Source organism: Pseudomonas sp. A25(2017) (genome assembly GCF_002001065.1).
In the GTDB taxonomy this organism is placed as follows: domain Bacteria; phylum Pseudomonadota; class Gammaproteobacteria; order Pseudomonadales; family Pseudomonadaceae; genus Aquipseudomonas; species Aquipseudomonas kilonensis.
In genome coordinates this window covers 37,596-56,762 of the sequence record NZ_MUOA01000076.1, presented here as the reverse complement: position 1 = coordinate 56,762, position 19,167 = coordinate 37,596, and the positions used below count along the sequence as shown (strand labels likewise).

Below are 19,167 nucleotides of genomic sequence, written 5' to 3'. Positions count from 1 at the left end.
CTCTTAAAGAGCTGACTAGACTGATTTTCTTGCGTACGACGTTTCGATCGAGACATATAACAAGAAACCAGAGGTCAGAGCCGTGAGCGTAGCGCCCGTCCAAACGATACTCAGCATCAAGGATCAGGTCAGTGCGGCCGAATGGCAAACCCGGGTGGACCTTGCCGCCTGTTATCGGCTTGTCGCGCTGCATGGTTGGGATGACCTGATCTTCACCCATATTTCCGCAAAGGTTCCCGGTACCGAGGATTTCCTGATCAACCCGTTCGGGATGATGTTCCATGAAATCACCGCCTCGAGCCTGGTCAAGGTCGATCAGGCCGGCAACAAATTGATGGACAGCCCCTACGAGATCAACCCGGCCGGCTACACCATCCACAGCGCGGTGCATGAGGTGCGCCATGATGTGGCCTGTGTGCTGCACACCCACACCGCTGCTGGCGTGGCGGTATCGGCCCAGAAGCAGGGGGTGCTGCCGATCAGCCAGCAATCGCTGTTCGTGCTGTCGAGCCTGGCTTATCACGCCTACGAAGGGGTGGCCTTGAATCACGAAGAAAAGGCTCGCTTGCAGGCGGACCTGGGCGAGAGCAACTTTCTGATGCTGCACAACCATGGCTTGCTGACCTGCGGCGGGACCATCGCCGATACCTTCCTGATGATGTTCACCTTTCAGCGGGCCTGTGACATTCAGGTCCTGGCGCAGAGCGGCGGGGCCGAACTGATTGCCATCGAGCCGCAGATCCTGGCTGGCGCCCGGGCGATGATCGCCGGGGTGACCAAAAGCGCCCAGGGCATGGGCGGCGCGTTGGCCTGGCCGGCGTTGTTGCGCAAGCTCGATCAACAAGATGCCGGGTATAGAAGTTGATGGCCCTGGCCCAGATTCCCCTGCGTATCTGGCGCCAGCGCAGCCAGATCTTCATGTTCCGTGGCCATGCCATCCGTTACTGGGTGGCCGGGCAGGGTGAGCCGCTGCTGCTGATCCACGGTTTTCCCACCGCCAGCTGGGATTGGCATTACCTGTGGCAACCGCTGGTGCAACGCTACCGGGTGATCGCGTGTGACATGCTCGGTTTCGGTGACTCCGCCAAACCGACGGATCACGTCTACAGCCTGCTGGAGCAAGCCGATCTGCAACAGGCCCTGCTCGCGCACCTGAATGTGCGGGGCGCGCTGCATGTGCTGGCCCACGATTACGGCGACAGCGTGGCCCAGGAGCTGCTGGCGCGGCATTACGAAGCGCGCATCCACCTCGCCAGTTGTGTCTTTCTCAATGGCGGCCTGTTCCCGGAAACCCACCGCCCGGTCTGGGCCCAGAAACTCTTGCTCAGCCCGCTGGGGTGGCTGTTGGGGCGGGCGTTCTCCCGGGAAAGCCTGGTCAGCAGCTTTCGGCAGATTTTCGGCCCCAGGACCACCCCCACTGAAAGCGAGTTGGATGATTTCTGGAGCCTGGTGCAAGCCCATCACGGTCCGAGGATCATGCACAAGCTCATCGCCTATATTCCCGAACGCCGTGTGCAGCGTGATCGCTGGGTGCAGGCGATGCAGCGCGGCGACGTGCCGTTGCGGGTGATCGACGGCGCGCTCGACCCGATTTCCGGTGAACACATGGTGGCGCGCTACGAGGCCCTGATCCCAAACCCTGACACGGTGTTGCTGCCCGACATCGGTCATTACCCGCACATCGAGGCACCCGTGCAGGTGCTCAAGCATTACCTGGCGTTTCGCGAAGCCATCGCCGCACCGCACAGACAAATGGCCTGTTCATGACGACTTGGCATTGCAGCAGACCTGTGGGAGCGGGTTTGTGTGGGAGCGGGCTTGCTCGCGAAGGCGTCAGCACATCCAGCATCTATCCTGACTGAAAGACCGCTTTCGCGAGCAAGCCCGCTCCCACAGTTTTTCGGGTGTTTACGAGATTGCATTCCACTGCAAATCCCTTGTGGGAGCGAGCCTGCTCGCGATAGCGGTGCCTCTGCCAGCAGGAAAATCGAATATGCCGCTGTGGCCTGGGCCTGCATCATCCCCTCACCTTATCGGTCACTATTCACTTGCAACCGTGTTGATTGTGACCGGCCGACTTGTGCCGGACACTCGTGCCCATTGTCCTGTCCGCCTGCTGGAGTTCTGCCATGAGTGAGTCTGTGCGCTTCGAAGATAAAGTCGTGATCGTCACGGGGGCCGGCGGAGGCCTGGGACGCGCACATGCGCTGCTGTTCGCCAGGCAAGGTGCGAAAGTGCTGGTCAACGACCTTGGCGGCTCGGCTCAAGGGGAAGGGGCCAACGCCTCGGCAGCAGACCGGGTGGTCGCCGAAATCCGCGAGGCGGGCGGCATCGCCGAGGCCAACCACGACTCGGTGACCGATGGCGACAAGCTGGTACAAAACGCCCTCGACGCGTTCGGTCGCGTCGACGTGGTGGTCAACAACGCCGGGATCCTGCGGGACAAGACGTTCCACAAAATGGACGACGCCGATTGGGACCTGGTCTACCGCGTCCACGTCGAGGGCGCCTACAAGGTCACCCGGGCCGCGTGGCCGCACCTGCGTGAGCAAAACTACGGGCGAGTGATCTTCACCGCTTCCACCTCGGGCATCTACGGCAACTTCGGCCAATCCAACTACGGCATGGCCAAGCTCGGCCTCTATGGTTTGACTCGGACCCTGGCTATCGAAGGCCGCAAGAACAACATCCTGGTCAATGCCATCGCCCCCACCGGCGGCACGCGCATGACCGAAGGCCTGATCCCGCCGCAGGTATTCGAACAACTCAAGCCCGAACTCGTCAGCCCGCTGGTGGTGTACCTGGCCAGTGAGAATTGCCAGGAAACCTCCGGCCTGTTCGAAGTGGGCGGCGGCTGGATGGGCAAGGTGCGCTGGGAGCGCAGCCTGGGCGCGGGCTTCGATCCGCGCAAAGGCTTTTCGCCCGAAGACGTCGCCGCCCATTGGCAGCAGATCTGCGACTTCGAGGATGCGGTGCACCCGAACGACAACCTGGAAGCCTTGAAAGAAATGATGGCGAACCTGCAACGCCACGCCATCTAGACCTCACTGCCCGGGTCGGTTGCCGTCAGCCGCGGCAACCGTGCTCATGGACAATACTTTCGCCAGGGCCGCCGGGTTCTCGGCGGTCTCGATACCCATCACACCGTCATATCTCGCCGGGCGGAAGTGCCCTTGGGAATCAGTGACGAGGTCGACGATTTCAATGCAGTCGAAGTCTCGTTCAGGTTGCGTCGATTCCCCCAACTGCTCATCCCCGAATGCCAGGCGCACTGTTTTTGTCCGCATAAAAAAGGCCGCTGCAAAAAGCAGCGGCCTAAGCGTGACGTTGCAAAGGAGCTACAAACCAACGTCGGTAAACACGGGATGATGGACCGATACGCCAATCCATCCGAAGACGGTGTGCCAGGCATGAGGGATGCCATGAGGCTTGTGCTTGCAGGCCCGTTGCCCTGAAAGCCCGGCCAGCATAGGCATCGAGCCTTGCGGGAAACAGCCCGGATCCGGACATGCACCGTTGCAAGGCGCGTAACAGTCGAAGGCCGGGCATGAGTATGCGCGGCGCTGATGACCCATCATCCAGTCCATCCATGCACGGCGCAAAGGCCCGGGCCGCATGGGCTGTAATCCTTTTTAGGTACAGCGCGAATACCTCCTTGGTGCGCTTATCGCCCATGGCGTGCGGCAGTAGGGTGAAGCTTCTGTCACTCACCGGGGAAGACGCATGACAACAATAACAATGCGCGCCATCTTCAAGCCGCAGGCGCTGGCCGTTGCGGTGGCCTTGGGTTGCTGTGCCCAGGCGCAGGCCGTTTCATTCAACATTGGCGAGATCGAGGGTCAGTTCGATTCGTCGCTGTCCGTGGGCGCGAGCTGGGGCATGCGCGACGCGGACAAGGACCTGATCGGCACGGTCAACGGCGGTACGGGCCAGTCCTCCACCGGTGACGATGGGCGGCAGAACTTCAAGAAAGGCGAGACCTTTTCCAAAATCTTCAAAGGCCTGCACGACCTCGAACTCAAGTACGGCGATACCGGCGTGTTCGTGCGCGGCAAGTACTGGTATGACTTCGAACTCAAGGACGAGAGCCGTCCGTTCAAGGACATCAGCGACAGCAATCGCAAGGAAGGCGCCAAGTCCTCGGGGGCGCAGATTCTCGATGCCTTCGTCTATCACAACTATTCCATCGCCGATTTGCCGGGCACTGTGCGCGCCGGTAAGCAGGTGGTCAGTTGGGGGGAAAGTACCTTCATCGGCAACTCCATCAACAGCATCAACCCGGTGGACGTGTCCGCGTTCCGTCGCCCCGGTGCGGAGATCAAGGAAGGCCTGATCCCGGTGAACATGCTGTTCGCCTCCCAGGGTTTGACTGACAAGCTGACCATCGAAGGGTTCTACCAACTGGAGTGGGACCAGACGGTTGTTGATAACTGCGGTACGTTCTTCGGCAATGACGTGGTGGCCGATGGTTGCACCAGTGGCTACACCGTGGGCAGCCCGGCGATTGCGCCGTTCGTGCCATTGACTCAGGCCTTTGGCCAGGGCATTGAGGTGAATGACGAAGGCGTTGTCATTGCTCGCAGCGGCGACCGTGACGCCCGTGATTCCGGCCAGTGGGGCACGGCGTTGCGCTGGCTCGGCGATGACACCGAGTACGGCCTGTACTTCATGAACTATCACAGCCGCACGCCTACTGTCGGCACCACCACGGCAGACGCCTCTACGCTGGCCGTGCTTGGGAACCTGGGGCCAGGGGGTATGATCCCGATTGCCGAAGGACTTGCCCCCGGCAGCGGTGCGGGCCTGGCGCAAAGCGTGATGCTGGGACGCGGTCAGTACTACCTCGAGTACCCCGAGGACATTCGCCTGTACGGCGCCAGTTTCTCCACGACGTTGCCCACCGGTACCGCGTGGACCGGCGAAGTCAGCTACCGCCCCAACGCACCGGTGCAGGTCAATACCAACGACCTGACCCTGGCGCTGCTTAACCCGATTGCCGGTGGCGCGGCTTCACCCATCGCGACCTCGGCCGGGGCGGACAACACCGGCTACCGTCGCAAGGAAATCACCCAGGTCCAGAGCACCCTGACGCACTTCTTCGATCAGGTACTGGGCGCCGATCGCCTGACCCTGGTCGGCGAGGCGGCGGTGGTGCACGTCGGCGGTTTGGAATCGAAGGACAAGCTGCGTTACGGCCGCGATTCGGTCTACGGCCAGTACGGGTTCAATGGCGACACCGATGGCTTCGTCACCTCGACGTCCTGGGGCTATCGCGCCCGGGCGATTCTCGATTATTCCAACGTGATCGGCGGGGTGAACTTCAAGCCCAACGTGTCCTGGTCCCATGACGTGGCCGGCTATGGCCCCAACGGCCTGTTCAACGAAGGCGCCAAGGCCGTCAGCCTCGGTGTCGATGCCGATTACCGCAACACCTACACCGCCAGCCTCAGCTACACCGACTTTTTTGGCGGCGATTACAACGTTCTCGAAGACCGCGACTTTCTCGCGTTGAGCTTCGGCGTGAACTTCTGATCTGGCTGACAAGGAAAACCCAATGCGCAAGATGATCCTGCAATGCGGTGCCCTGGCCTTGAGCCTGCTGGCCGTGAACGTGATGGCGGCGGTCTCGCCGGAGGAAGCGAACAAACTGGGCACCAGCCTGACGCCGTTGGGCGCGGAAAAAGCCGGCAATGCCGATGGCTCGATTCCGGCCTGGACCGGCGGCATTGCGAAAAACGCCGGGGCCGTGGACAGCAAGGGCTTTTTGGCCGACCCATTCGCCAATGAAAAACCGTTGTTCACCATCACCGCCGCGACCGTGGACAAGTACAAGGACAAGCTGTCCGAAGGTCAGGTCGCGATGTTCAAGCGCTACCCGCAAACCTACAAGATCCCGGTCTACCCGACCCATCGAAGCGTGGGCCTGCCGCCGGAAATCTACGAGTCGGCCAAGCGTAGCTCCCTCAACGTCACGTCCATCAACGACGGTAACGGCCTGTCCAATTTCACCGGCAACCGCTACTACGCCTTTCCGATTCCGAAGAACGGCGTGGAAGTGCTGTGGAACCACGTCACCCGTTATCACGGTGGCAACCTGCGCCGGGTCATCACCCAGGTCACGCCGCAAACCAATGGCAGCTTCACGCCGATCCGCTTCGAAGAAGAAATCGCCGTGCCGTTCCTGATCAAGGACGCCGACCCGGAAAAGGCCAGCAACGTGCTGACCTATTTCAAGCAGTCGGTCACCGCCCCGGCGCGCCTGGCCGGTAACGTGCTGCTGGTGCATGAGACCCTCGACCAAGTGAAGGAACCGCGCCTGGCCTGGATCTACAACGCCGGCCAACGTCGTGTGCGTCGCGCCCCGCAAGTGGCCTACGACGGCCCGGGCACCGCCGCCGACGGGTTGCGCACCTCCGACAACTTCGACCTGTTTTCCGGCGCGCCGGACCGTTACGACTGGAAGCTGATCGGCAAGAAGGAAATGTACATCCCGTACAACAGCTACAAGCTCGATTCGCCAAGCCTCAAGTACGACGATGTGATCAAGGCCGGTCACATCAACCAGGACCTGACCCGTTATGAATTGCACCGCGTCTGGGAAGTGGAAGGTACGGTCAAGCCCAGCGAGCGGCACATCTATGCCAAGCGTCACATGTACTTCGACGAGGACAGCTGGCAGGCGGCGCTGGTGGATCACTACGACGGTCGCGGCCAACTGTGGCGGGTGGCCGAAGGTCATGCCCAGTTCTACTATGACCATCAGAACCCGGGCTACACCCTCGAGGCGCTCTACGACATCATCGCCGGTCGCTACATCGCGCTGGGGATGAAGAACGAAGAGAAACACAGCTACCAATACGGTTTCGAAGCCAAGGCAGCCGACTACACGCCGGCGGCGCTGCGTTCGGAGGGGGTTCGATAAGTCTGACTGTTGGAAAGATAACTGTGGCGAAGGGATTTATCTGTGGGAGCAAGGCTTGCCCGCGATGGCCGCACCGTGGTCTGAAAGCTGAACCGCGTTATCGTTCATCGCGGGCAAGCCTTGCTCCCACAGTGAATCCTTTCCCCACAAGGTTGTGTCTGATTTGATCATCGTGATCGACCGGCAGCGCTCCTGCCGGTCGTTTTTTTATGGGCGCCAATCAGCGCGCTGAATACTTCTCCAAAGCTCGGCGACACAGGACTAGGGTGGTGAGATAACAATAAACAGGATCTTCCCCCATGACCGCCATGACTCCGTGTCCGGACCGTCCAGGATTGCTGCCGCGCCTGTCCTCGACGCATCTGCCGCGGCGGTCCCTGAGCGAGCCGCTGCTGACGTCCGAAGCGCGGGTAAAACTGCTCTGCGCGCCCGCGGGCAGTGGCAAGAGTGCGTTGTTCGCCGAGTGCTTCCTGCAGGCCCCCAGCGACTGTCGACTGCATTGGTTGCCACTGGGGGGCGCGGCGTTGAGCGCGGCGCAAATGTGCGAGCAGCTGGCCCAGGCCCTCGGGTTGCCCCTGCAGGACGAAGCGGGACTGCTGGCCCACCTGGCGCGTTTGCAAACCCCCACATGGTTGTTCCTGGATGATTACTGCCGGGCGCCGAATCCCGAACTGGACCAGTTGCTCGACCGTCTGTTGAACACCAGCAGTCCGGCGTTGCACCTGTGGTTGAATGGCCGCCGCCGTCCCCACTGCAACTGGCCGCGGCTGTTGCTTGATGACGAGCTGCACGAGTTTGATGCGCAGGCGTTGTTCTTCACCCCTGACGATATCCAGCCACTGCTTCGTCATCTGCCCGGCCCCCAGGCTGCCCGCACCGCCCGCGAGGTGATTCAGCGCAACGGTGGCTGGTGTGCCGGGGTGCGCATCACCTTGCTTTCGCGCTGCGAATGGGCGCGCAGTCAGGCGACGCCAGGACGACCGGGGACCTTGCTCGACTACTTGGAGTACGAACTGTTCAGCACCCTGACCCCGGATCTGGCGCAGGCCTGGCGTGTGCTGGCGCATCTGCCGCGCTTCAATGCCCGGTTGTGTGAACACCTGTTCGGCGACACCGTGGGTGCGCAATGCCTGCCGTTGTTGCTGGAGCTGGGGTGTTTCATCGAGCCGTGGGAACAGACCTCGGATTGGTTGCAGATTTTCCCGGCCCTGGCCCGGCTGGTGCGCGAAGAGCCCTGGTCGCAGGGGCGTTCCTGGCATCGACGGGCCTGTCAGTGGTTTGCTGCCGAGCAGGACTGGCAAATGGCGTTCGAGCAAGCCATGTTGGCCGAGGAGTTCGAGACTGCCGTGAGTTTCTTGCAGCATCTGAGCTTCGAGCACGTCTTGCAGCGCCGCAACGTGGTGCTGTTGCTGGGCTTGCACGATCAACAAGGCGAAGCGCTGAGCCTCGGTACGCCGCAATCGGTGGGGTTGGTCACCGCTGCGCTGTTGTTCGCCGGACGCTTCGACGCGGCATCGACATGCATTGAGCAACTGGCCCGGTTCATGCCGCAGCCTTCGGCCTGCCGGCAGCGACAGGTGCTGGCCAGGTGGCTGGTCTTGCAGGGCTGGTTGTCGCACCTCTCGGGTGATGGTGAACTGGCGCGCGAGCATTTCCTCCAGGCCCAGGCCAGTCTGGACCCCGACGCCTGGGCCCAACGGGTGCTGTGCCTGGGAGGGCTGACGCAGCAGGCGCTGATTGCAGGCGAACTGGCTTCTGCGCATCGGATCAACCGCCAGGCACTGTGCCTGGCGCGTGCGCAAGGCTCGCTGGTATTCGAAGGGTTGCTGGAACTGGACCACGCCCAAGTCCTGGAACAACGTGGCGCGCCTCACCGAGCGGATCATCTGCTGGCCGCCGTTCAGGCGCTGCTGGATAAACCGGGCCAGGATTTTTCCCCGTTGTTGGGACGTATTGCCCTGCGGCGCGGGCGCCTGGCATTGCGCATGGGCTTCGAGGAACGGGCCGCCGAGCAGTTTCAAACGGGCCTGGAAACGGGCCTGCACAGCCAGGACAAACAGGTGCTCTATGGCTTTCTCGGCAAGGCCAGCGTGGCGGCCAACCAGGGCGACTATGGCGAGGCTTTCATGCAATTGCGCGATGCCGAGCGGATCATGCAGCAGCGGCACATCCCCGACACCGTTTACCGTGGCGTGTTGTTGCAAACCAGTTGCCAGTTCTGGTTGCAACAGGGGCGGGCGGAACTGGCCCATGAGGCCTTGACCCGCGTCTTGCGCCATTTTCACGGACCGCAGGCCAAGCACGCACCTCCCGCGACCCTGGAGTTGATTGCGCGGCTTGAATACCTGTTGGTGTTGGCCGAGGTCTACCTGCAACGGGCACAGGATCCGCAGGCGCGCCTGCAAGCCATGATCGACCGGGCACAACAGAGTGAAATGCACAGCTTGGAAACCGAACTGCATCTGGTATTGACGGAGGTTGTCTGGTTGTCCGGCGATCGTTCCCAGGCCCGGACACTCCTGCAAGAGGGGCTCAAGCGAGTCACTTGCTGGCGGGCCCAGCAAGCCTTGTGCGAGCTGCGCTTGCGCCAGCCCGAGTTGGTGCGCTGGGCACAATCGGCAGAGCCGGTCGAGCTGCCTGCCAGCACCGAGGACACCTTGCTCAGTCATCGCGAACTGGAAGTCCTGGAGCTGATTGCGCAAGGTCATTCAAACCAACAGATTGCCGAAAAGCTGTTCATATCGTTGCACACGGTGAAAACCCATTCGCGGCGGATCCACAGCAAGTTGGGCGTCCAGCGGCGTACGCAGGCGGTGGCAAAAGCCAAGGTCATGGGGGTGATGGGCTAATGTCCCCATCGGCAACTGATCACCCTCATCTCAATGATCTAGTGATCAGGATTGTCCCGGATTTACTGGGCTGATCCCGGACCCGCTTCATACCCCATCCGCCAACTCACGGCCCGGGTCGCCGCCAACAGGCGTTGCGCCGCCGGGCCGTTTTCGTCGGCGTGGAACAGCGAGGTCGGACCAACGATGGTCATCACCGCTTTCACCTCGCCGACGGCATTGAAGACCGGAGCGGACAAGGCATCCACGCCCGGCATCAGCAAACCATGCACATGGTGCAGGCCGCGACTGCGAATCTGCTCGCACAGGGCGGCATAGACGTGGTCGTCGGCCAGAGCGTGGCGCTCGGTGCCCTGTACTTCCTGCTCGCGCAAGCCGATGGTCTCGCGCGCCGGCAGATAAGCGCTGAACACCAGCCCGGTGGACGAACTGAGCAGTGGCAATACCGAGCCCAGTTGCGTCACCACGGTCACGGCCCGCACGGCGGGTTCGATGCGCACCACGGTCGCGCCATGGTTGCCCCACACCGCCAGGAAGCAGGTTTCGTTCAAGTCGTCGCGCAATTCGGCCAGGGGCAGGGCGGCCACTTGCAGCACGTCCATGCCGTTGAGCGCTGCCAGGCCTACGCGCAGGGCCTCGCGGCCCAGGCCGTAGTGGTTGGTGGCGGCGTTCTGCTCGGCAAACCCACTGGCGATCAAGGCCTGCAGATACCGATGAACCTTGCTCGCCGGCATTTGCACGTGTTCGGCCAGCCGCGACAGCGACGTGGAGGGCGACAGTTCGGCCAGGGCCTTGAGGATGTCGGTGCCGACTTCGGCCGAGCGGACTTTCTGTTTACCGTTGCTGAGCGGGGTTTCCATAAAGGCGCAGGGTCCAGAGGCGAATGGGCGTCTTTATAGCTTGACGGTCGCCGTCGAGCAAATTACGTTATGCGTAATTGAATTACGATAAAAATAACCCGGTGCGCCTCAACCACTCCGTTGAGTGACGGGCCGCATTCCTGGAGGCTCCATGAACCTCGATTCCCCAGCGTCGGACCTGGCTTACCAATCAGGCTTGGGCAACGAATTTGCCAGCGAGGCATTGCCTGGCGCACTGCCCGTCGGCCAGAACTCGCCGCAGAAAGCCCCGTACGGTCTCTATGCCGAGTTGTTCTCCGGCACGGCGTTCACCATGGCCCGCAGTGAAGCGCGGCGTACCTGGATGTATCGCATCCGGCCGTCGGCCAATCACCCGGCCTTCACCAAGCTCGAACGGCAACTGGCGGGAGGCCCGTTGGGCGACGTCACGCCCAATCGCCTGCGTTGGAACCCGCTGGAGATTCCCGCCGAGCCCACCGATTTCATCGATGGGCTGGTGTGCATGGCGGCCAATGCCGGTGCGGACAAACCGGCCGGCATCAGCCTTTATCAGTACCGGGCCAACCGCTCCATGGAGCGGGTATTTTTCAATGCCGACGGTGAATGGCTGATCGTGCCGCAACTGGGACGGCTGCGGATCACCACCGAGTTGGGCGTGCTGGAACTGGCACCGCTGGAAATCGTCGTGCTGCCCCGGGGCCTGAAATTTCGCATTGAACTGCTCGACCCGCAGGCCCGTGGTTACCTCGCCGAAAACCATGGCGCGCCGCTGCGCCTGCCGGACCTCGGGCCCATCGGCAGCAATGGCCTGGCGAACCCGCGGGACTTCCTGACGCCGGTCGCCCATTACGAAAACCTCGCGCAACCGACCCCGCTGGTGCAGAAATTTCTCGGTGAGTTGTGGGGTTGCGAGCTGGATCATTCGCCCCTCGACGTGGTGGCCTGGCACGGCAACAACGTGCCGTATAAATATGATCTGCGCCGCTTCAACACCCTTGGCACGGTCAGCTTCGATCACCCGGACCCGTCGATTTTCACCGTGCTGACCTCGCCCACCAGCGTCCACGGCCTGGCCAACCTCGATTTCGTGATCTTCCCGCCACGCTGGATGGTGGCGGAAAACACCTTCCGTCCGCCGTGGTTCCACCGCAACCTGATGAACGAATTCATGGGCCTGATCCAGGGTGCCTACGATGCCAAGGCCGAAGGTTTCCTGCCGGGCGGCGCGTCCTTGCACAGCTGCATGAGTGCCCATGGCCCGGACGGCGAGACCTGTACCAAGGCAATCAACGCTGAACTTCAACCAGCGAAAATCGACAACACCATGGCGTTCATGTTCGAGACCAGCCAAGTGCTGCGTCCAAGCCGTTTCGCCCTGGACTGCCCGCAATTGCAAACCGACTACGATGCATGTTGGGCCTCGCTGCCTGTCACGTTCGACCCGACCCGGAGATAACCCATGACTCAACTTTCCCCTGCCCGTAGCTGGGTCGCCTGTGCCAACGGCCATGCGGACTTCCCGTTGCAGAACCTGCCATTGGGTATCTTCAGTGTCGATGGCGGTGCCCTGCGCAGCGGCGTGGCGATTGGCGAGCGGATTTTCGATCTGCAGGCGGCGCTGCACGCGGGCTTGTTTGACGGCGCGGCACGCCAAGCTGTCGAAGCCATGGCCGACGGCCAGTTGAATGCATTTTTCGACCTGGGCCGAGGCGCCCGGGTTGCCCTGCGTGAACGACTGCTGGAACTGCTGCGCGAGGACAGCTCCCTGCGTGGCAAGGTAGAAGCCCTGGGCGCGAAATTGCTGCTCCTCGCTGCCGACTGCCAAATGCACTTGCCGGCCAGGATCAACGACTACACCGACTTCTACGTCGGTATCGAGCACGCGCAGAATGTCGGCAAGCTGTTCCGCCCCGACAATCCGTTGCTGCCCAACTACAAATACGTCCCCATCGGTTACCACGGTCGCGCCTCGACCATTCGCCCGTCCGGCACCGACGTGCGCCGTCCCAAGGGCCAGACCCTGCCAGCGGGCCAGGCCGAGCCGACCTTCGGCCCGTGTGCGCGACTGGACTATGAGCTGGAGCTGGGCATCTGGATTGGCAAGGGCAATGCCCTGGGCGAACCGATCCCCATCGGCGATGCCGCCGAGCACATCGGCGGGTTCTGCCTGCTCAACGACTGGTCGGCCCGAGATATCCAGGCGTGGGAATACCAGCCCTTGGGACCATTTCTGTCGAAGAGTTTCCTGACCAGTATTTCGCCATGGGTGGTGACGGCTGAAGCCCTGGAACCGTTCCGTCGCCCGCAACCGGCACGCCCGGAAAGCGATCCGCAACCGCTGCCGTATCTGCTGGACAAGCGTGACCAGGCCGGCGGTGCCTTCGACATCGAACTGGAAGTCCTGTTGCTGACCGAGGCCATGGGCGAGCAAAACCTGCCGGCCCAGCGCCTGACCCTGAGCAACACCCAGTACATGTACTGGACCGTGGCGCAAATGGTTGCGCACCACAGCGTCAACGGTTGCCAGTTGCAGGCCGGCGACCTGTTTGGCTCGGGCACCTTGTCGGGCCCTGAAAACCATCAATTCGGCAGCCTGCTGGAAATCACCGAAGGCGGTAAAAAACCGATCGAACTGGCGTCTGGCGAAGTGCGCCGATTCCTTGAGGACGGTGACGAAATCATCTTGCGAGCCCGCTGCCGCCGCGAGGGTTTCGCGTCCATCGGCTTCGGCGAGTGCCGGGGCAAGATTCTGCCGGCGCGTTGAGGGGCAGCGCATGGAACTCTATACCTACTACCGCTCTACCTCGTCCTACCGGGTACGCATTGCGTTGGTGCTCAAGGGCCTGGATTACCAAGCCTTGCCCGTCAACCTGATCGCTGCGCCTGGGGGCGAGCATCGCCAGCCGGCCTACCTGGCGATCAACCCCCAGGGCCGGGTACCGGCGTTGCGTACCGATGAGGGCGCGCTGCTGGTGCAATCGCCCGCCATCATCGAATACCTGGAAGAACGTTATCCACAGGTGCCGCTGCTCAGCGCCGACCTGGCGGTGCGCGCCCATGAGCGTGGCGTCGCCGCGCTGATCGGTTGTGATATTCACCCCCTGCACAACGTCAGCGTGCTCAACAAGCTGCGGCAGTGGGGCCACGATGAAACGCAGGTGACGGAGTGGATCGGGCACTGGATCAGCCAGGGATTGGCGGCGGTGGAGCAGTTGATTGGCGACGACGGCTATTGCTTCGGTGCAGTGCCGGGGCTGGCGGATGTGTACCTGATCCCGCAGTTGTACGCGGCCGAGCGGTTCAATGTTTCGTTGCTGGCGTATCCGCGGATCCGTCGCGTCGCGGCCTTGGCGGCTGGGCATGCGGCGTTCCAGCAGGCGCACCCGGCGAATCAGCCGGATACTCCTACTTGATATTGATGTTGGCTGGTCTGCCGTCTTCGCGAGCAAGCCCGCTCCCACATTGATTCGGGTGTACGCCGATCAAATGTGTGGGAGCGGGCTTGCTCGCGAAGGCGATTCAACCGTCGACAAAGATGTGCAGCCTTACGACCACTCAATGCACCACCGAATTCGGCGGCAAATGCCCCAGCCGCTCCGTCAGCCGGATTCGCTGGATCGGATCGTCGCTGAGCATCAGGGCATGCTCCAGGTCGAAGCGTTCGGCGTTGGGGCAATCGAGTCGTTGATACAGGCTGGCGCGGGCCAGGTAGTCGGCGGCGCTGGCGTTGCCCAGTTCCAGCACCCGTTCGGCGTCGATCAGGGCCGCGATGTAATCGTCGTTCGCCAGATGCAATTGACGCAGGTTGCGCGACAGGCGTTGCAGCATCTGCATCGGCTCGGCGTTGACCAGGTGCTCAGCCTTGAGCGGCATGTTCGTGCCGTATTGGCGCTGTAGCAGTTCCCGGCAGTCATTGGGGTACAACCGCCGGCCACCGCACGGATCGAGCAGGTGATCGGCGCCGGGTACCTTCAACAGGAAATGCCCGGGGAAATTGACACCGACCATCGGAATTTCCAGGCCTCGGGCCAGTTCCAGGGCAATCAGGCCGAGGGCCAGGGGTTGCCCGCGTTTGCGTGCCAGGACTTTGTCCAGCAGCGCCGCTCGCGGCCGTAGAGGTGTGAAGTCGTCCTGGGCGAAACCCAAGTCATTGAGTCGCCGCAGCAAGGGCTGGCCCAGTTCGCTGACTGGCAGCATCGGCAGGCCATGGCTGACCCGCTGTTGCAGCTCCTTGAAATCCTTCAGCAAGGCCGGTACGTCGACCTCGCGATCATGTTCGGCAGCGATCCACAGCGCCGCTTCGAACAGCGCCGGTGGCGAGCGGTGCAGACAATCAAAAAAGGCTTGGCGCGGTTTCATCAAACTCTCCGGGCTATGCTCCCGTTTTAGCCCTGCCATGGATTTTCGTCCAGTCTCGGAAAGAGGCTGCAACAGGTTATGCCGAAAAAGAATGATCACCCTGGGTACTTATTCCGGCGTGCTCCAGCAAATTTCGACTGCACGCCTATACTGGCGAAACAAACAAAAGTGATTCGGGAGCCTTTCGATGTTTGCTCTCATGCAAAGCTCCCGCCTTGAATCGCTGCACCTAAGCGTAGACCCGGCAACCGGGTTGAAGGCGGTGATTGCCATTCATTGCAGTCGTCCGGGGCCCGCCCTGGGGGGCTGTCGTTACCTTGCCTACCCCGACGACGAAAGTGCCGTGGTCGATGCCGTGCGGCTGGCCCAAGGCATGAGCTACAAGGCGGCGCTGGCCGGCTTGCCCGTGGGCGGCGGGGTGGCGGTGATCATGCGCCCGGCCCATGTCGAGAGTCGGGCGGCGCTGTTCGAAGCCTTCGGCCGTTGTATCGAGCAATTGGACGGGCGCTACATCACAGCCATCGACAGCGGCACGTCGGTGGCCGACATGGATTGCATCGCCCTGCAGACTCGTCATGTCACCAGTACCACGGCCTCGGGAGACCCCGCGCCCCATGCGGCGATGGGAGTCTTTGCCGGCATCCGTGCCACCGCCATGGCCCGTCTGGGCAGCGATAACCTCGAAAGCCTGCGGGTAGCGATCCAGGGCCTGGGCAATGTCGGTTATGCCCTGGCCGAACAGCTGCACGCGGCGGGTGCCGAACTGCTGGTCAGTGACATCGACCCCGGCAAGGTGCAATTGGCGATGGAGCAACTGGGCGCCCACCCGATCGCCAACGACGCGTTGCTCAGCACGCCCTGCGACATCCTTGCCCCCTGCGGACTGGGTGGGGTGCTCAACAGCCAAAGTGTGGCGCAACTGCGCTGCTCGGCCGTTGCCGGCTCGGCCCATAATCAGTTGAGCAACCTGCAAGTGGCCGACCAGTTGGAAAGACGTGGAATTCTCTATGCGCCGGATTACGTGATCAACTCCGGCGGGCTGATCTACGTCGCGCTGAAGCATCGCGGCGAAGAACTGTCGACGATCACTGCGCATTTGTCGAAGATCGGTGCCCGGCTCACGGAAGTCTTTGCCCACGCCCAGGCGGAGAAGCGCTCACCGGCGCGGGTGGCCGATGAGCTGGCGGAGCGTTTGTTGTACCGCTGAAAATCAAAAGGAAGTAATGGGTAGCAGTGAAGCAGCCTATCTGTGGGAGCAAGGCTTGCCCGCGATGCAGGCGCCGCGACTGTTCAGGCTAACCGAGTCATCGTTCATCGCGAGCAAGCTTTGCTCCCACAGATGCAATTACCTCAGCAGATACACCGGAAAGCACTCGCACAAATGCATCACTCGGCGTCGGGTGTTTTCCAGACGCGCCGCGTTGTCCGGCTGTTCCAGCAGGTCGGCGATCAAGTTCGCCACTTCGGCACATTCCGCTTCGCCAAAGCCGCGCGTGGTCAGTGCCGGCGTGCCGATGCGAATGCCGCTGGTGATGGCCGGTTTCTGCGGATCGTTGGGGATCGCGTTTTTGTTCAGGGTGATGTGGGCACTTTCCAGCAGCGCCTCGGCGTCTTTGCCGGTGATGTTCATCGAGCGCAGATCGAGCAGGAACATGTGGCAGTCGGTACCGCCGGACACCACCCGCAAGCTGCGTCGGGTCAGGACGTCGGCCATGACCCGGGCGTTGTCGATCACCCGCTGCTGGTAATGCTTGAACCCGTCGCCCAAGGCTTCGTTGAACGCCACGGCCTTGGCGGCGATGACGTGCATCAGCGGGCCGCCCTGGTACACCGGGAAAATCGTCTTGTCGAGCAGGGCACCATATTGCGCCTTGGCCAGGATCAGACCGCCGCGCGGGCCGCGCAAGGTCTTGTGGGTGGTAGAGGTGATGAAGTCGGCGATCCCCACCGGCGACGGGTACACGCCGGCAGCGATCAACCCGGCGTAGTGCGCCATGTCCACCATCAGGTAGGCGCCGATTTCATCGCAGATTTTGCGAAAGCGCTGGAAGTCGATGGTCCGCGAATAGGCCGAGGCCCCGGCGATGATCATCTTCGGCCGGTGTTCCCTGGCCAGGGCTTCCATTTCTTCGTAGTCGAGGGTTTCGGTTTCCGTGTCCAGGCCATAGGAAAATGCCCGGTAGATCTTGCCGGAAAAATTCACCGAGGCGCCGTGGGTCAGGTGGCCGCCATGGGCCAGGGACATGCCCAGGATGGTGTCGCCGGGTTCAAGTACCGCCAGGAAAACCGCCTGGTTGGCCTGGGAACCGGAGTGCGGCTGCACGTTGACGTATTCGCAGTTGAACAACTTGCGAGCGCGTTCGATGGCCAGGTTCTCGATTTCATCGACGACCTTGCAGCCGCCGTAGTAACGCTTGCCCGGATAGCCTTCGGCGTATTTGTTGGTGAGCACGGAACCCTGGGCCTGGAGCACTTCCTCGCTGACATAGTTTTCCGAAGCGATCAGCTCCAGGTGGGTTTCCTGGCGGTTGCGCTCGCGGTCGATCAGGCGGGCAATGGTGGGGTCGAAATTGTGCAGGCTCATGGTGTGATTCCTTGGGTAAGTGCTTCGGCCAGTGGCGCAGTCACGTAGTGCGGCAACACCCGTGGCTGGCTTTAGTCGAGTCGGTCAGGCTGGTGGGTGGCAAGCGTTCGATTGGTTGCATCGAGCGGTCATGGTCGGCTGCCCTCGGCGATAACGGTGGCCTTGCGTTCGCGGGTGTAGGTCAGCACGAAGTGCGCCACGAGGCCGAAGATCAAGCCCCAGAATGCAGCAGCCAGGCCGAGGAAGCTCATGCCCGAAGCTGTTACTAGGAAGGTGATCAGGGCAGCTTCGCGTTGTTTCTCGTCAGCCATGGCGCCGGTCAGTCCGGCACTGATCGCGCCAAACAAGGCGAGGCCGGCGAGGGAGGCGATCAATTCTTTCGGCAGTGCGGAGAACACCGAGGCCAGGGTGGCGCCAAAGGTGCCCATCAGAATGTAGAACACCCCGCAGGCGATCCCGGCCATGTAGCGTTTATCGCGGTCTTCGTGGGCTTCGCGGCCGGTGCAGATCGCTGCGGTAATGGCCGCCAGGTTAAAACCGTGGGAACCGAACGGGGCCATCAGGATCGAGCCAATCGCGGTGACCGAAATGATCGAGCGTGCTGGCGTGTTGTAGCCCGAGGTGCGCAACACGGCCATGCCTGGCACGTACTGGCCGGTCAAGGTCACCAGCGCCAGGGGCAGGCCGATATTGATGATTGCGTGCCAGCTCCATTCAGGGGCGATGAAGACCGGCTGGGCCACGGCGATGGTGATCGAGGTGCTGTTGAGTTCACCGAACGAGGCGGCCACCGCGCAACCGACGATCAGCACCGACAGGATCGCGTAGCGTGGCGAAAAGCGCTTGAAGATCAGGTACGCCGCGATCATCGCCAACACCAGCGCCGGCTGCAGCTTGATCGAGGTGAACAGCTCGGCGCCGAAGCGGAACAGGATCCCGGCGAGCATGGCGGCGGCAATGGCCTTGGGCAGGCGGCTCATCAATTTGTCGAACGCACCGGACAGGCCGACCAGCGCGATGATCACCGACGCCACCACATAGGCACCGATGGCCTGGGGCAGGGTCACGGTGGGCAGCATCGACACCAGTAACGCTGCCCCCGGTGTCGACCACGCGGTGATGACCGGAACACGCAGGCGCCAGCTCAGGAGCAGTCCGGTAATCCCGCTGCCAATGGAAATGGCCCAGATCCATGAAGACACCACGTCGTTGGGCAGGTGCGCTTCCTTGGCTGCCTGGAACACGATGATGAGCGGGCCGGCGTAGGAAATGATCACGGCGATGAAGCCCGCGATGATCGCCGACAGGGATAGATCCTTTCTGAATGTGTCCATGATGTCTCGACTTGGCGCGACAGGGGCGCGCAGTGAATGATTGAGTCGATTGCTTCGATTCTAGATTAGTGTATTTGAATGAATTGAATTGATTCAATAGGAGGCGAGATTGTTACGAGATATTTTTCTGCTATGACGGGTTGTTTTTGCGTCTTTAAGTAGCTAACTATTTGATTTTAATTGATATTATTTATTATGAAAAATTCTCAATGTCGCATTGAGAAACGATTCAATAATCGATTCAATCGATTCAATTTGT

Annotated in this window: 15 protein-coding genes; 10 read left to right on the top strand and 5 right to left on the bottom strand. The window is 61.8% G+C overall.

Features of this window, described 5'->3' with window-relative positions; genetic code table 11:
- The first annotated feature begins 82 nt into the window (after window positions 1-82).
- The 3 genes from B0E42_RS19955 (at window position 83) to B0E42_RS19940 (ending at window position 3,041) form a co-directional block, all read left to right on the top strand.
- On the top strand, window positions 83-865 hold the full coding sequence (locus B0E42_RS19955; RefSeq protein ID WP_018604190.1) for a class II aldolase/adducin family protein: 783 nt from the start codon (window positions 83-85) through the stop codon (window positions 863-865).
- Window positions 865-1,767, top strand: a complete 903-nt coding sequence (locus tag B0E42_RS19950) for an alpha/beta fold hydrolase (protein WP_053181809.1) — start codon at window positions 865-867, stop codon at window positions 1,765-1,767. Before B0E42_RS19955 ends, B0E42_RS19950 begins: the two co-directional genes overlap by 1 nt.
- A 362-nt stretch (window positions 1,768-2,129) precedes the next feature.
- Entirely contained in the window at window positions 2,130-3,041 is a 912-nt protein-coding gene (locus tag B0E42_RS19940; protein WP_077507116.1) for an SDR family oxidoreductase, read from the top strand.
- 3 nt (window positions 3,042-3,044) lie between these two features.
- Here the strand turns inward: B0E42_RS19940 and B0E42_RS19935 are convergent, their stop codons facing one another.
- On the bottom strand, window positions 3,045-3,272 hold the full coding sequence (locus tag B0E42_RS19935; RefSeq protein ID WP_077507115.1) for a hypothetical protein: 228 nt from the start codon (window positions 3,270-3,272) through the stop codon (window positions 3,045-3,047).
- Window positions 3,273-3,723: 451 nt separating this feature from the next.
- On the opposite strand from B0E42_RS19935, the gene B0E42_RS19930 reads away from it, so the two are divergent.
- From B0E42_RS19930 to B0E42_RS19920, 3 genes are all read left to right on the top strand, one after another.
- Complete coding sequence (locus B0E42_RS19930) at window positions 3,724-5,532, top strand: DUF1302 domain-containing protein (RefSeq protein ID WP_033062544.1); 1,809 nt, start codon at window positions 3,724-3,726, stop codon at window positions 5,530-5,532.
- 22 nt (window positions 5,533-5,554) lie between these two features.
- Entirely contained in the window at window positions 5,555-6,922 is a 1,368-nt protein-coding gene (locus B0E42_RS19925) for a DUF1329 domain-containing protein (protein WP_077507114.1), read from the top strand.
- Window positions 6,923-7,221: 299 nt separating this feature from the next.
- On the top strand, window positions 7,222-9,771 hold the full coding sequence (locus B0E42_RS19920) for a LuxR C-terminal-related transcriptional regulator (RefSeq protein WP_077507113.1): 2,550 nt from the start codon (window positions 7,222-7,224) through the stop codon (window positions 9,769-9,771).
- A 62-nt stretch (window positions 9,772-9,833) separates the two neighbouring features.
- Here B0E42_RS19920 and B0E42_RS19915 read toward each other — a convergent pair whose 3' ends face one another.
- Window positions 9,834-10,631, bottom strand: a complete 798-nt coding sequence (locus B0E42_RS19915; RefSeq protein ID WP_024616600.1) for an IclR family transcriptional regulator — start codon at window positions 10,629-10,631, stop codon at window positions 9,834-9,836.
- A gap of 151 nt (window positions 10,632-10,782) precedes the next feature.
- On the opposite strand from B0E42_RS19915, the gene hmgA reads away from it, so the two are divergent.
- Genes hmgA through maiA form a run of 3 tightly spaced genes read left to right on the top strand, consistent with a single transcriptional unit; the run spans window position 10,783 to window position 14,044 of the window.
- Window positions 10,783-12,087, top strand: a complete 1,305-nt coding sequence (gene hmgA / locus B0E42_RS19910) for a homogentisate 1,2-dioxygenase (RefSeq protein ID WP_018604206.1) — start codon at window positions 10,783-10,785, stop codon at window positions 12,085-12,087.
- Between the two features lie 3 nt (window positions 12,088-12,090).
- Window positions 12,091-13,395, top strand: a complete 1,305-nt coding sequence (fahA, locus tag B0E42_RS19905) for a fumarylacetoacetase (RefSeq protein ID WP_077507112.1) — start codon at window positions 12,091-12,093, stop codon at window positions 13,393-13,395.
- A 10-nt stretch (window positions 13,396-13,405) separates the two neighbouring features.
- Window positions 13,406-14,044 (top strand): maleylacetoacetate isomerase, encoded by a 639-nt coding sequence (gene maiA, locus B0E42_RS19900; protein ID WP_077507111.1) that lies wholly within the window; start codon window positions 13,406-13,408, stop codon window positions 14,042-14,044.
- 142 nt (window positions 14,045-14,186) lie between these two features.
- Here the strand turns inward: maiA and B0E42_RS19895 are convergent, their stop codons facing one another.
- The gene (locus B0E42_RS19895) at window positions 14,187-14,990 is read right to left on the bottom strand and encodes a SirB1 family protein (protein WP_077507110.1); all 804 of its coding nucleotides are present in this window, start codon (window positions 14,988-14,990) and stop codon (window positions 14,187-14,189) included.
- A gap of 187 nt (window positions 14,991-15,177) precedes the next feature.
- On the opposite strand from B0E42_RS19895, the gene B0E42_RS19890 reads away from it, so the two are divergent.
- Window positions 15,178-16,197, top strand: coding sequence for a Glu/Leu/Phe/Val dehydrogenase dimerization domain-containing protein (locus B0E42_RS19890; RefSeq protein WP_053181781.1), 1,020 nt, complete (start codon window positions 15,178-15,180; stop codon window positions 16,195-16,197).
- Window positions 16,198-16,335: 138 nt separating this feature from the next.
- Here B0E42_RS19890 and glyA read toward each other — a convergent pair whose 3' ends face one another.
- Window positions 16,336-17,574: a serine hydroxymethyltransferase gene (gene glyA / locus B0E42_RS19885; protein ID WP_077507109.1), complete on the bottom strand. Its 1,239-nt coding sequence runs from the start codon at window positions 17,572-17,574 to the stop codon at window positions 16,336-16,338.
- Window positions 17,575-17,702: 128 nt separating this feature from the next.
- Window positions 17,703-18,908 (bottom strand): benzoate/H(+) symporter BenE family transporter, encoded by a 1,206-nt coding sequence (locus B0E42_RS19880; RefSeq protein ID WP_077507108.1) that lies wholly within the window; start codon window positions 18,906-18,908, stop codon window positions 17,703-17,705.
- Window positions 18,909-19,167: the final 259 nt, after the last annotated feature.

Coding starts and splice junctions, on each gene's coding strand:
- B0E42_RS19880 (WP_077507108.1), bottom strand. CDS start 18,908: ATGGACACATTCAGAAAGGATCTATCCCTGTCGGCGATCATCGCGGGC.
- B0E42_RS19915 (WP_024616600.1), bottom strand. CDS start 10,631: ATGGAAACCCCGCTCAGCAACGGTAAACAGAAAGTCCGCTCGGCCGAA.
- B0E42_RS19920 (WP_077507113.1), top strand. CDS start 7,222: ATGACCGCCATGACTCCGTGTCCGGACCGTCCAGGATTGCTGCCGCGC.
- B0E42_RS19890 (WP_053181781.1), top strand. CDS start 15,178: ATGTTTGCTCTCATGCAAAGCTCCCGCCTTGAATCGCTGCACCTAAGC.
- B0E42_RS19895 (WP_077507110.1), bottom strand. CDS start 14,990: ATGAAACCGCGCCAAGCCTTTTTTGATTGTCTGCACCGCTCGCCACCG.
- fahA (WP_077507112.1), top strand. CDS start 12,091: ATGACTCAACTTTCCCCTGCCCGTAGCTGGGTCGCCTGTGCCAACGGC.
- hmgA (WP_018604206.1), top strand. CDS start 10,783: ATGAACCTCGATTCCCCAGCGTCGGACCTGGCTTACCAATCAGGCTTG.
- B0E42_RS19930 (WP_033062544.1), top strand. CDS start 3,724: ATGACAACAATAACAATGCGCGCCATCTTCAAGCCGCAGGCGCTGGCC.
- glyA (WP_077507109.1), bottom strand. CDS start 17,574: ATGAGCCTGCACAATTTCGACCCCACCATTGCCCGCCTGATCGACCGC.
- B0E42_RS19950 (WP_053181809.1), top strand. CDS start 865: ATGGCCCTGGCCCAGATTCCCCTGCGTATCTGGCGCCAGCGCAGCCAG.
- maiA (WP_077507111.1), top strand. CDS start 13,406: ATGGAACTCTATACCTACTACCGCTCTACCTCGTCCTACCGGGTACGC.
- B0E42_RS19940 (WP_077507116.1), top strand. CDS start 2,130: ATGAGTGAGTCTGTGCGCTTCGAAGATAAAGTCGTGATCGTCACGGGG.
- B0E42_RS19925 (WP_077507114.1), top strand. CDS start 5,555: ATGCGCAAGATGATCCTGCAATGCGGTGCCCTGGCCTTGAGCCTGCTG.